The 12,500-nt window shown below is 74.6% G+C and carries 11 protein-coding genes (1 of these 11 running past the window's edge); 4 read left to right on the top strand and 7 right to left on the bottom strand.

Annotated features, from left to right (window positions below; translation table 11 throughout):
• Positions 1 to 215, bottom strand: partial view of a tyrosine--tRNA ligase gene (tyrS, locus tag R6Y94_RS20645; protein WP_318397528.1) — the beginning only. 1,087 nt of this gene lie to the left of the window's left edge; 215 of the gene's 1,302 nt are visible here — the first part of the coding sequence; the start codon lies at positions 213 to 215; the stop codon falls past the left edge of the window.
• Positions 216 to 380: 165 nt separating this feature from the next.
• Here tyrS and R6Y94_RS20640 point away from each other — a divergent pair, with 165 nt between their 5' ends.
• Positions 381 to 2,567 carry an alpha-galactosidase gene (locus R6Y94_RS20640; protein WP_318397527.1) on the top strand — a complete coding sequence of 729 codons (2,187 nt, stop codon included), beginning with the start codon at positions 381 to 383 and terminating at the stop codon, positions 2,565 to 2,567.
• Between the two features lie 130 nt (positions 2,568 to 2,697).
• Here the strand turns inward: R6Y94_RS20640 and R6Y94_RS20635 are convergent, their stop codons facing one another.
• Entirely contained in the window at positions 2,698 to 3,375 is a 678-nt protein-coding gene (locus R6Y94_RS20635; RefSeq protein WP_318397526.1) for a response regulator transcription factor, read from the bottom strand.
• Complete coding sequence (locus tag R6Y94_RS20630) at positions 3,372 to 4,661, bottom strand: sensor histidine kinase (RefSeq protein WP_318397525.1); 1,290 nt, start codon at positions 4,659 to 4,661, stop codon at positions 3,372 to 3,374. The genes R6Y94_RS20635 and R6Y94_RS20630 overlap by 4 nt, the downstream gene beginning before the upstream one ends.
• A gap of 167 nt (positions 4,662 to 4,828) precedes the next feature.
• Between R6Y94_RS20630 and R6Y94_RS20625 the strand changes: the two genes are divergently transcribed.
• From R6Y94_RS20625 to R6Y94_RS20615, 3 genes are all read left to right on the top strand, one after another.
• Positions 4,829 to 5,590: an ABC transporter ATP-binding protein gene (locus tag R6Y94_RS20625; protein ID WP_318397524.1), complete on the top strand. Its 762-nt coding sequence runs from the start codon at positions 4,829 to 4,831 to the stop codon at positions 5,588 to 5,590.
• Positions 5,584 to 8,067 carry an FtsX-like permease family protein gene (locus R6Y94_RS20620; protein ID WP_318397523.1) on the top strand — a complete coding sequence of 828 codons (2,484 nt, stop codon included), beginning with the start codon at positions 5,584 to 5,586 and terminating at the stop codon, positions 8,065 to 8,067. The genes R6Y94_RS20625 and R6Y94_RS20620 overlap by 7 nt, the downstream gene beginning before the upstream one ends.
• A 389-nt stretch (positions 8,068 to 8,456) precedes the next feature.
• Positions 8,457 to 9,410: a sulfite exporter TauE/SafE family protein gene (locus R6Y94_RS20615; protein ID WP_318397522.1), complete on the top strand. Its 954-nt coding sequence runs from the start codon at positions 8,457 to 8,459 to the stop codon at positions 9,408 to 9,410.
• Between the two features lie 92 nt (positions 9,411 to 9,502).
• Here R6Y94_RS20615 and R6Y94_RS20610 read toward each other — a convergent pair whose 3' ends face one another.
• From R6Y94_RS20610 to R6Y94_RS20595, 4 genes are all read right to left on the bottom strand, one after another.
• A complete protein-coding gene (locus tag R6Y94_RS20610; RefSeq protein WP_318397521.1) occupies positions 9,503 to 10,216 on the bottom strand; it encodes an FKBP-type peptidyl-prolyl cis-trans isomerase in 714 nt (237 codons plus the stop codon).
• Positions 10,217 to 10,451: 235 nt separating this feature from the next.
• Positions 10,452 to 10,823 (bottom strand): hypothetical protein, encoded by a 372-nt coding sequence (locus R6Y94_RS20605; protein ID WP_318397520.1) that lies wholly within the window; start codon positions 10,821 to 10,823, stop codon positions 10,452 to 10,454.
• A 244-nt stretch (positions 10,824 to 11,067) separates the two neighbouring features.
• A complete protein-coding gene (locus R6Y94_RS20600) occupies positions 11,068 to 11,841 on the bottom strand; it encodes a hypothetical protein (RefSeq protein WP_318397519.1) in 774 nt (257 codons plus the stop codon).
• Between the two features lie 2 nt (positions 11,842 to 11,843).
• Entirely contained in the window at positions 11,844 to 12,224 is a 381-nt protein-coding gene (locus tag R6Y94_RS20595; RefSeq protein WP_318397518.1) for a PadR family transcriptional regulator, read from the bottom strand.
• Between the last annotated feature and the right edge of the window lie 276 nt (positions 12,225 to 12,500).

Here is a 12,500-nt window from a genome sequence, read left to right as displayed (position 1 = left end):
AGCCGGCGGGCGGTCACCACCTGCAACAGGTTGCCGATGTGCAGGCTCGGCGCGGTGGGGTCGAACCCGACATAGAACGTCACCGGACCGGAGCGGAAGTGCTCCGCCAGCTCTGCGGGATCGGTCGAGTCGAAGAGGAGACCCCGCCACCGCAGGTCCTCGAGCGGAGACTCCCAGCCGGCGGACGCGGCGGGAGGAAGGCTGCTATCGGTCACGGTGCCGATTGTCCACCATGCCGGCGGTCCGCCCGTACCCGGTTTAACGGCCCGGCGGCGTGCCCCGGCCGACCGGGCGGCGGGGCGTTGACGGGACAGGACGGCCGAAGGCACGCTACCCGGGCCAGGGCGTTACAAATACCGCGACCGGTGGAGGCGTACCCCGTGACCGTGCCGAGTCAGACCCGCCAGCCGGCGCCGAGTCCCGCCAGCGGCGGCGGCCTGGTCCACCTGCGCCGGGCCGGAGTCAGCGTGCTGGTGGACGGCACCGATCCCGGCGTGCCGGCGGTACTGCACTGGGGCGCCGACCTCGGACCGCTCACCGAACCGGAGCTCGCCGACCTCGGCACCGCGCTCCGCCGGCCGGCCCGGCCCGGCACACCCGAGGGCCGGCCGGTCGGCATCCTCCCCGAGCACACGTACGCCTGGTTCGGCCTGCCCGGGCTCTCCGGGCACCGCGCCGGCCGCGACTGGTCACCGCGGTTCCGCCGCACCGAGCTGCGGGTGCGCGACGACCGGGACGCGTCGGCCGCGACGATCGTGGTGACCGCCACGGACGAGGCCGCCCGGCTCGATCTGGTCGTCGAACTCGAACTGGACCCGGCCGGGCTGCTTCGGCTCCGCGCCGAGCTGGCCAACCCGCCGGACGCCGAGCCGTACCAGTTGGCAGGGCTGCTGCTCGGGTTGCCGGTGCCGCCGCAGGCGGACGAGCTGCTCGACCTGACCGGCCGGTGGTGCCGGGAACGCGCGCCGCAGCGGAGCCCGTTCACCGTCGGCTCGCGGTCCCGGGAGAGCCGACGGGGCAAGCCCGGCCTGGACGCCTCGCTGCTGATGATGGCCGGTACGGCCGGCTTCGGCTTCCGGTCCGGTGAGGTCTGGGCGGTGCACCTCGGCTGGAGCGGCAACCACCGGCTGCACGCCGAGCGGACCCCGGACGGGGAGGCGCTGCTCTCCGCCGGCGAGCTGCTGCTGCCCGGCGAGATCGAGCTGGCGCCGGGCGAGCGCTACCGCACGCCCTGGCTCTACGCGTCGTACGGGCAAGGGTTGGACGAGATGTCGGCCCGGTACCACGCCCATCTGCGCCGGTCGGCGCGGGTCGGGAGGCGGGCGCGTCCGGTCGTGGTGAACACCTGGGAGGCGGTCTACTTCGACCACGACCTCGACCGGCTCACCGCACTGGCCGACGCCGCCGCCGAAATCGGAGCGGAACGGTTCGTCCTGGACGACGGCTGGTTCCTGGGCCGGCGCGACGACCGGGCCGGGCTCGGCGACTGGTACGTCGACCCGGCCGTCTGGCCGGACGGGCTGCATCCGCTGGTCGCACACGTACGCGGGCTGGGGCTGGAGTTCGGGCTCTGGGTCGAGCCGGAGATGGTCAACCCCGACTCGGAACTGGCCCGGGCGCATCCGGAGTGGATCCTCGGTACCGGAGGGCGGCTGCCCCGGCAGGCCCGCTGGCAGCAGGTGCTCGACCTGACCCACCCGGAGGCGTACGAGTACGTGTTGGGGCGGCTCGACGCGCTGGTTCGGGAGTACGGGATCGGGTATCTGAAGTGGGACCACAACCGGGACCTGATCGACGCCGGCCACCAGCCGTCGGGGCGACCCGGGGTGCACGGGCAGACCCTGGCGACCTACCGGCTCCTCGACACGCTGCGGGAGCGCCACCCGGGGCTGGAGATCGAGTCGTGTTCCTCCGGCGGTGGGCGGGTCGACCTGGGCATCCTGGAACGGACCGACCGGGTCTGGGGCAGTGACTGCATCGACGCCCTGGAACGGCAGTCGATCCAGCGCTGGACCCAGCTCCTGCTGCCGCCGGAACTGATCGGCTCGCACGTCGGTTCGGGCCGGGCGCACACCACGGGCCGTACTCACGACCTCGGCTTCCGGGCCGGCACCGCCTTCTTCGGCAGCTTCGGGATCGAGTGGGACCTGACCGCGGCCACCCCCGAGCAGCGCCGGGAACTGGCCTGGTGGGTAACGCTCTACAAGCGGCACCGCGCGCTCCTGCACGGCGGGACGGTGGTCCGGGTCGACCATCCGGATCCGGCGCTCTGGGTGCACGGGGTGGTCGCCGCGGACCGGTCCGAGGCGATCATGGCGATCGTCGCCACCGCGACCGGGACGACCACCAACCCCGGACCGGTACGGCTGCCCGGCCTGGACCCGGATCGCCGGTACCTGGTCCGGGCGGTCGCGCCCGAGAACGCCGCGCGCGGCCTGCCGGCGCCGCCGGCCTGGACCACCGGTTCCGGGGTACGACTTTCCGGGCGCGTCCTCGGGCACGCCGGCCTACAGGCCCCGCCGCTGCGCCCCGAGCAGCTCCTGCTGGTCCACCTGGACGGCGACTGACCCGGCACCGGCCGGCGCCCCGGACCGACGGCTCCCTCGACAGCCGCTCGGCTGGCAACCGGCTCCGGATGACAACCGGCTCCGGTGGCCGGGGGGGTGGGCAGGGGCGGGGAACGGCGAGTCGGCGGGGTCAGCGACCCGGCACCGTGACCAGGCCGGTCTGGTAGGCGACGATGACGAGCTGGGCGCGGTCCCGGGCGTGCAGCTTGGCGAGCAGCCGGCCGACGTGCGTCTTCACGGTGGCCGGGCTGAGCCGCAGGTGACCGGCGATCTCGGGATTGGACAGGCCGCGTCCGATCAGGGTCAGCACCTCCCGCTCCCGGTCGGTCACCCCGGTCAGCTCCCGGGCCACCGGCCGGTCCGGTTCGGGCAGCCGGGCGAACTCGGCGATCAGTCGACGGGTCACGCTCGGCGCGAGCAGCCCCTCCCCGGCGGCGACCACCCGGATCGCGGTCAGCAGGTCCTCCGGCGGGGCGTCCTTGAGCAGGAAGCCGCTGGCGCCGGCCCGGATCGCCGCGTAGACGTACTCGTCGAGGTCGAAGGTGGTGAGGATGAGCACCCGGACCTGGCCTGCGGCGGGTGACTCGGCGATCCGCCGGGTCGCGGCGATCCCGTCCAGCACCGGCATCCGGACGTCCATCAGCACCACGTCCGGGCGCTCCCGTTCGGCCAGCTCGACGGCTGCGGCACCGGTGCCGGCCTCGCCGACCACGGTCAGGCCCGGCGTCGTCTCGATCAACACTCGGAAGCTGCCCCTGAGCAGCGCCTGGTCGTCGGCGATGAGCACCCGGACGGGCTGGTCGGTCACCGGGTCGCTCCGGCCGGGCCGCTCGCCGGGCCCGGCTCGACGGCCGGAGGCGCCGCCGCCAGCGGGGGCGCGACGCCCAGCGGGGTCGGGCGTTCGGCGGGTCGGTACGGCAGCCGGGCCGAGACGCGGAACCCGCCGTCGGCGACCGGTCCGGCCTCGAAGGTGCCGGCGTACAGGTGGATCCGCTCGCGCATGCCGATCAGACCCTGCCCCTTCGGATCGGCCGGCCGGACCGGTCGACCGGACTCGTTGGTCACCTCGACCCGCAACTCGGCACCGGCAGCGGCCACCGCGACCCGGCACCGGACCGGTCCGGCGTGCTTGACCACGTTGGTCAGCGCCTCCTGGACGATCCGGTACACCGAGCGGCCGACGTCCTCCGGCGGCTCCGCCCCGGCGGGCAACTCCAACGCCAGCTCCGCCGCCACCCCGGCCGCCGCCGCCCGCTCCAGCAGGCCCGGCAGGTCGGTCAGGCCCGGCGCCGGACCGAACTCGACCGGCGTACCCGGTGCGCCGGCGCGCAGCACGCCGAGGGTACGGCGCAGTTCCGCCAGCGCGCCACGGCTGGTCGTCTCGATGTCCCGCAGCGCGTCCCGGACCTCCTCCGGCCGGGACTCCGCCACGTGATTGGCGATCGCCGCCTTCACCGTGATCACGCTCATGCTGTGCGCCACGATGTCGTGCAGCTCACGACTGATCCGCAGCCGCTCGTCGACCGTGGCCTGCCGGGCCAGCTCCGCCGCCGACCGGGACGCGTACGCGCGCCGCTCGCGTACCGCCCGGCCGAGGATCCAGGTTGCGGTCAGGAGTATCAGCAGGAAACCGAGCCCGCTGACCGTCTCGTCCCAGTCCGCGGTCTTCGGGAATATCGCCAGCGCGGCACCGGCCAGCACCAGCAGCAGGGCCGGGACCGACCGGCGCAGTTCCTCGTCGAGCGCCACCTGGTAGAGCGCGAACGCGACCGCGATGAACACCGAGACCGAAGCGTAGACCGGCACCACCTCCACCAGTACGGCGGAGAGCGCGCCGATCGCCACCACCGCCAGCACCGGTACGGGCCAGCGTCGGCGTACCGCGATCGGCGCCGAGACGACGACCATGAAGAGCAGGGAGAGCCAGACCGGTTCCCGGACCAGCGGATCGGGGTACCCGGTCGCGGCGGGCGGGTCAGCAGCGGCGTACCCGCAGATCACCGCCAGGCCGAGCGCCGCCAGCACGTCGAGGGCGATCAGGTCGACCCTGCGCAACCGGCGGGTCAGCAGCGGACGCGGGTGCACGGCGCTCATCCGTCGACGGTAGCGGCCGGCCTGCCGTGCCGCGTCCACCCGGAGCGGGTCATCCTGCGGTCTGATCCGACCGGCGTCGGGGCGGTCGGGGTAGCCCGCAGAGCCGGGCCGGAAGTGACCGCTGCGCTCCGATGTGCCGGAGCCGCCGATGCCAGATCTTCGAGGGCATGACCCAACGAGAGGAAACACCGGACCTGACCGCCGCCGTGCGGCTCCGCGACGTCGTCCGGGCGTACGGCACCGGGGCCCGGCGGGTCGCCGCGCTGGACGGGGTGACCGTCGACTTCGACCGGGGCACCTTCACCGCGGTGATGGGGCCGTCCGGGTCCGGCAAGTCGACCCTGCTGCACTGCGCCGCCGGGCTCGACCGGCCGACCGGAGGCACGGTGGTGATCGACGGCACCGACCTCTCCACCCTCGGCGAGACCGCCCTGACCCTGCTACGTCGGGCCCGGGTCGGGTTCGTCTTCCAGTCGTACAACCTGGTGCTGGCACTGACCGCGGCGCAGAACGTGGCGTTGCCGCTGCGGCTGGCCGGCCGGCGGCCCGACCCGGCCGAGCTGGACGCGACGCTGGCCGAGGTCGGTCTGGCCGGACGGGGCCGGCACCGCCCGGACGAACTCTCCGGCGGGGAACAGCAGCGGGTGGCGATCGCCCGCGCCCTGATCAGCCGGCCGGCGGTGCTCTTCGCCGACGAGCCGACCGGCGCGCTGGACACCCGGACCTCCCGGGACATCCTGCGGCTGCTGCGCAACCTCGTCGACCAGCACCGACAGACGGTGGTGATGGTGACGCACGACCCGGTGGCCGCGGCCTATGCCGACCGGGTCGTGCTGCTGGCCGACGGCCGGGTGGTGGACGAACTCGGCGGCGACCTGGCGGCGGAGACGATCGCGGCCCGGATGACCAGGTTGGAGCCGGCATGCTGAGCGTCGCGGCGCTGCGCGCCCGGTGGACCGGACTGCTCGGCCCGTTCGTCGCGCTCTGCCTCGGCGTGGCGCTGATGTCGATGACCGCGCTGATCCTGGTCTCCGCGCAACCCCGGGTGCCGGACCGGTACGCCGGCGCGGAGGTACTGGTCGCCGCGCCTGCGGTCGAGGCGGCACCGGGCACCTTTCCGGAGCGCCGCCCGTGGTCGCCGGAGCGGGCCGCCGAACTGGCCGGGCAGCTCGCCGCGATCGGCGGGGTGGCGGCGGCGGTACCGGACCGGTCGTTCTACGCCCAGGCGGTCGTCGACGGCCGACCGGTCGGCGAGCCCGCGCCGGGTGACCCGCAGGGCCACGGCTGGTCGAGTGCGGCACTGGCGCCGTACCGGCTGGTGGCGGGTGGCCCGCCGGGCCGGCCGGACGAGGTGGTGCTGGACCGGTCGCTCGGGCTGGCCCCGGGTAGCCGGGTCACCCTGCTGACCGCGACCGGGCCGGCCGGGTACACCGTCGCCGGCACCGTGGACGGGCCCGGCTTCTACCTCGCCGATCCGGTCGCGGCACCGCTGGCCCGGGGTGTCCGGCTGATCGGCCTGGTGGTCGCGGACGACGCCGACGTCACGGCGGTACGGGCGGCGGCGGAGTCGGTCGTCGGCCGGGACGGTACGGTGCTGACCGGCGCAGACCGCGCGGAGGTCGAGCCGCCCCGGGACGTACGGACCCGGTGGATCGGCATGCAGGTGCTGACCGCGATGACGGCGCTGGCCGGGTTCGTCTCGATCTTCGTCGTCGCCTCCACCTTCGCGTTCGGGGTCGCCCAGCGGCGCCGGGAGTTCGGGCTGCTGCGTACCGTCGGCGCCACCCCGGGACAACTCCGCCGGCTGATGTACACCGAGGCGCTGGCGGTCGGTGCCGTCGGGGCGGCCGTGGGGGCGGTGCTCGGTACCGTCTGGGCGCCGGCCTTCGGTGCCCTGCTGGTCGACGCCGGTTTCCAGCCCGTCGGGTTCCGGGTGCGGATCGGGCCCTGGCCACCGGCCGCGGCGTACCTGGTGGGTCTGGTCGTCGCCCTGCTCGGGGTCTGGTCGGCGTCCCGCCGGGCCGGCCGGGTACGCCCGCTGGAGGCGCTGCGGGAGGCGGTGGTGGACCGCCGACCGATGACCCGGTCCCGGTGGATCGGCGGGATCCTCACCACCGCCTTCGGGCTGCTGTTGACCGTACGGCTGGCCGGGGCGGGCCCGGACGACATCGTGAACTACGCGTTGTACGCGGCGATGGCGCTGACCGGCGGGCTGACCCTGCTCGCCCCGGTACTGGTGCCGCCGCTGACGTACGCGCTCACCTGGCCGCTGGAGCGGCTGCCCGGTGCGACCGGGATGCTGGTCCGGCGCAACGCGCTGACCGCGGTGCGGCGTACCGCGTCGACGTCGGCGCCGATGCTGCTGACGGTCGGGTTCGCGGTGCTGATCGCCGGCTCGGTGGCCACCTCGGCCGGCGCGTACGCGAGCCGGGACGCGGCCGCGATCCGGGCCGGTTCGGTGCTCGTCCCGGCCGGTACGCCGGGACTGTCGGACGCGGCGGTGGCCGCCGTCCCCGGCACCGCACTGCTGCCCAGCACCGTGTACGCCGATCCACCCGGCGGCGCGGCGACCGGCGCCGGTATTCCGATCATCGCCGCCGGGGTGGAGCCGGCCGGGTTCGCCCGGGTGAACGGGCGACTCCGCGTGCTCTCCGGCGACTTCGCGGCCTTTCGGGGGCCGGAGACCGCGGTGGTCACCGCCGGGCTCGCCGACCGGCTGGGCTGGTCGGCGGGGGCGCCCGCGCTGCTCGGCTATCCGGACGGCACCGGCGGGCAGGTTCGGGTGGCGGCGGTGGTCGCCGACGGCTCCATCCCGGCGCAGTTGCTGCTGACCCGGGAGGTGGTCCGGGCGCACGATCCGTCGGCGCTCACCGAGGCGGTCTTCGGCACGGCGACGACCGGGCAGGACGGTGGCGGATCCCACCGCTGGGCGGCACTCGGGGCCCGGCTGGTCGATGTCGCGGAGTACGCGGCGGAACGGGACGCCGCCGAGGACCGGCTGGTCTGGCTCGCCACGCTGATCCTGATCGGGGTCTCGGCCGGCTACACCGCGATCGCACTGGCGAACACCCTGCTGATGGCGACCGCGCACCGGGCCCGGGAGCTGCTGGTGCTGCTCCGCTCCGGCGCGACCGTCCGCCAGGTGCTGGCTACGGTCGCCACCGAGTCCGGGCTGGTGCTGGCGATCGGCACCGCGCTCGGTCTGCTGGTGTCGATGGTCGCGCTGCTGGCGATCCGCTCGGCGCTCAGCGAGCAGGTCGGGGTACCGGTCGAGCTGGTCGTGCCCGGTTCGACGATCGGGCTGTTGGTGGCCGGATGCGTGGTGCTGGCGCTGGCGGCCAGCGTGTTGCCGGCCCGGCTGATCCTGCGGGGCGGGCCGGGCGGCGGCGGGTACCGGGTGGAATGAACCTTTTCGACCTGGACAGCGCGGCGCGTGCACCCCGACTTCCACCCTGCGGACATCGCGGAGGGTGGAAGGGGAGGTTGAAAAGGTTCAGTGAATCCGGTCCGACCGGTTCGGCCGATCGCGGGGGCACGCCCGTGCCGCCGCGGTCGCCGACCGGGTGGTTCTTCGGGTCCGTGTCGGGCCGCCGGGGTTGACTGCCGGGATCACCGGGTCGACAATCCCTATGGGTTAGATGGGGAATCGGCGCAGCGGTGCGCGGTTTCACCACCGCCCCGTACCCGCCCTGGTACGCCCGTCGTCCGACCTGTCGGCGCTGGCCCCGGCCGGAACGCCGCGACCGCCAGCCCGGACGGGCCTGCCTCGACCAATTCCCCGGGAAGGAACGTCCCGTGCGAAAACTTCTGCTTCTCGCCCTGGTGGGGCTCGGCGCGCAGCTCGTCGACGGCAGTCTCGGCATGGCCTACGGCGTGACCTCCACCACCTTGTTACTGGCGATCGGCACCAACCCGGCGGCCGCGTCCGCCACCGTGCACCTGGCCGAGATCGGCACCACCCTCGCCTCCGGTGCCGCGCACTGGCGGTTCGGCAACGTCGACTGGAAGGTGGTCGCCAAGATCGGGATACCGGGGGCGGTCGGCGCGTTCGCCGGCGCCACCTTCCTGGCCAGCCTCTCCACCGAGGTCGCCGCGCCGATCATGGCGCTGCTGCTGCTCACCCTGGGGCTCTACATCCTGGTCCGGTTCACCGCCGCCGGCATTCCCCGGGACCGCCTCGGCCAGCCGTTGCGCAAGCGGTTCCTGGCCCCGCTCGGACTGCTCGCCGGGTTCGTCGACTCCACCGGAGGCGGCGGCTGGGGGCCGGTCGGCACTCCGGCGATCCTGGCCAGTGGCCGGATGGCGCCCCGCAAGGTGATCGGCTCGATCGACACCAGCGAGTTCCTGGTGGCGGTGGCCGCGAGCCTCGGCTTCCTGGTCGGCCTGGGCAGCGAGAACGTCAACTTCGGCTGGGTCGTCGCGCTGCTGCTCGGCGGCGTCATCGCCGCACCGATCGCCGCCTGGCTGGTCCGGCACATCCCGCCACGGATCCTCGGTTCGGCGGTGGGCGGCGTGATCATCGTGACCAATGCCCGCACCCTGCTGCGCAGCGACTGGATCGACGCGCCCGACGGCGTACGGTACTCCGTCTACGCGGTGATCTACCTGGTCTGGGCGCTCGCGCTGGCGTACTCGATCCGGCAGTACCGGGCGCACCGGGACGAGGAGACCGTCGAGGCGATCGACACCGCGGCGCCGGCCGCCGAGGCCGAACCCAACGAGAAGAGTTCCGCGCCCGCTCCGGCCTGAGGCGGAGGCGGTAGCCCGACCGGGCGTACCCGACAAGCGCACGGCGGCCGCGACGATGTCGCGGCCGCCGTCGTCGTCTCTGCGTCCGGGCTTTACTGCACCGCCAGGATGTCCACGACGAACCGGAGCGGGCCGGCCGGCTCGCCACCGGTCGGGTTGTCGCCGTAGGCGAGGTTCGCCGGAATGTCGAGCTGCACCCGGCTGCCGGCCTTGATCCCCACCAGGCCCTGGTCCCAGCCGGGAATCACGGCGCCGACGCCGATCTGCAGCGGGAACGGCTGACCTCGGTTCCACGAGGCGTCGAACTCCTGACCGGTCCGGTAGGAGGCACCGACGTAGTTGACCGTGATCGTCTGGCCGGCCCGCACCGCCGGCCCGGTGCCCTCGACCAGCGGCGTCACCGTGAGCCTGGTCAGCTCACCGCGACCGGCCTCGACGGTCGGCCGCTGCGCCAGCCGGGGATCCAGGTCGGCCGGCGGCCGGGACGGCGCCCCGGGGCTCTCCGGCGCTCCCGTCGGCGCCGGAGGGGCGGTCGGCTCGGCGGCCGGCGGAGTCGTCGCGGCAGCCGCCGGGGCGGCCGAGGAGCTGGGCGCGTCGTCCATCACCTGCGGCAGCACGACGATGGCGGCGACGCCCAGCCCGGCCAGGACGATTCCGACGGTCCCGCCGGCCACCCGCTGCACACGGGCCCGGCTCGCGGCGGCCCGGGCCGCGGCCGCCTCCGCGGCGGCCCGGCGCTCCTGCTTGGTCGGACGCCGCTGGCTCGTCGGCCCCGGCTGCTCGGGACTCTGGACCGGATCGCTCATCTGATCTTGCACTCCTCGGGGGAAAGTGGAGTCGGGCGGGACGCCGTCGGCCCGTCGAACGGCTCCGCACACCGTACCCGCGCCGATGCCGCCGACGTCGGCTCGGTCTGGCCGGACTAGTCGGTGCCGGCGGAAGCTGGGGACGGGACGTCCGGAATGTCCGCCCTGTCCGCCGCAGGCTCGGCAACCGGCGAGTCTGCACCGGCGGCCGGGGAGTCGGCCAGGGTCAGCCGCTTCAGCCGTACGGTGCCGCCGGCCCGGAAGGTCGGCAGTCGCAGCGCGCTGGCGAGTTCGAGTTCGACGTCGGAGAGCAGCGGAAACTGGATCCGCTCGCGGCGGCGAAGGCGGCCTGCTCGGCCGGGCGTCGGGTGCTCACCCCGCGCACCGCCGCCCCGAGCCGGGCGAACTCGTCCAACCGGTCCCGGTAGGTGCACGACTCCAGGGTGCGGCCCGCCGCGCCGCCCGGCCCGCCCTGGTCGGGCAGTACCAGGGCCTCTACATGGGTGCCGCGACCAGCGGCACCATCCTCGCCCCCACCGGTCGGCGCCCTGGTCTGCAGCACCGCCCCCCGGCTGCTCTGGCCACTGTGCGCGGTCGCGGCGGTCACCGCCGGCCTGGTCGCCTGGGGCGGGGGCCGGCGGCGGAACGCGGTGTCGCCCGCTCAGGTCCGCTCGCCCGCACCGCCCGCCGGCGAACCGGCCGGACGGGCCCGCGGTCGCCAGCGGGCGGGCCGGCGTCGGCCCGGGTGGCTGACCGGGTCACGACCAGCCGGGCCGAACGCCGACACCTGGTGGTCAGCCCGGACCGACGCCGCCGTTCGGGTGGTCAGCCCGGGCCGACGGGCCCGGTGGTCAGCCCGGGACGACTCGGGGTGGGCCCGGGTCCGACGCCGGACCGGCCGGTTTCGGGCCGCCACGGTCCGGGCCGGGTGGTGGGTCGGCACCGGGTGGGTCGGCGGGCGGCCGCCTGGAGCCGAGGATCGGACTCAGTGCCCAGCGCCGGGCCAGCACCATCGCCCCGGCCAGGGCGCCGCCCACGATGGCCGCCTCGGCCAGCAGGACCGGCAGGGACAGGCTGTAGCGGGTCAGCGAGGCGAACCCCATCGTCACCGGAATGGCCAGCAGGCCGGCCGGCGGCACCAGCAGCGCCATCCGGGCCACCGTGCGATCGATCTCCGCGCTGTCCCGCATGCCCCAGCGCACCGCGAACAGTACGCCGGCGACGAAGACCAGCGCACTGAGCACGTACCGCAGCAGGAAGTTCGGCAGCGGGTCCATCCCGACCAGCAGGTGTAGCGGCACCAGCCACCACTGCCAGACCAGTACGAAGGTGAGCACCAGCCCGGGTACGCCGCCGGCCAGCCCGGTCAGCAGCAGCCGGCGGAACTCGTACGGTGCCCGGCGTACCCCGGCCGACACCGCGAGGTCCCGGGCGAACCGGCGTACGTCGGTGCCGAGCAACTGCTCCGGGGTCATCCCGTCGGCGGCCGCACCGGCGAGTTCCAGCCGCAGGTCACGGGCCAGGGCGATCCGGTCGGCGGCGACGATGCCCATGGCCCGCCACTCCCGGTCGGCCAGGGCGATGGCGCGTCCGCTCGGGCTGTCGGCGTCGTCCGTGTTGTTCATGGTCACCTCTCCGTGCTCTCCGTCGAGGGCGCCACGTCGGTGAGCGTGGCGTTGATGGTCTCCACGAATCCGTGCCACCGTCCGGCCCAGGCCGCCAGTGTCCGCCGGCCGGCCTCGGTGAGCGCGTACACCCGGCGAGGCGGTCCGCTCGGGCTCTCCTGCACCTCGTCGGCGACGAGTCCGAGCCGGCGCATCCTGGTGAGCAGGGGATAGACGGTGCCGTATCCGACGGTGTCGAGCCCAGCGTCGTTGAGCCGCCGGACCAGCTCGTAGCCGTGCGCCGGACTGGCGCGCAGCAGCGCGAGCATGCACATGTCGAGCACCCCGCGCAGCAGTTGGGCCTGCCGGTCGGCACCGTCGTCGCCGCGCCCAGTGACTGTCATGCGCCACATAATAGTGGACGGTATTAGGTACCGTCTAGTAGTCGGGCACACCACGAGGCGCCGGGCGCTGGGCGTGGGAAAACGGCAGGGTGTGCGGGGACGTGACGCCGGGTCGATCACGTTATGGCTTCAGCGAACCAGCGGTGCCAGGGATCGCACCGGGGCCACCTGGGCGGCCAGCGCGGCACCAATGGTCGTCGTTCACGGCAGATCGGTGGGGGCCCCCGCCCGCGGGGTGGGGGGCCCCCCGCCGGCCCCCCCCCCCCGGGGGCGGTC

This window comes from Plantactinospora sp. KLBMP9567 (assembly GCF_033446045.1).
Taxonomy (GTDB): domain Bacteria; phylum Actinomycetota; class Actinomycetes; order Mycobacteriales; family Micromonosporaceae; genus Plantactinospora.
This window is presented reverse-complemented; position numbering and strand designations above follow the sequence as displayed.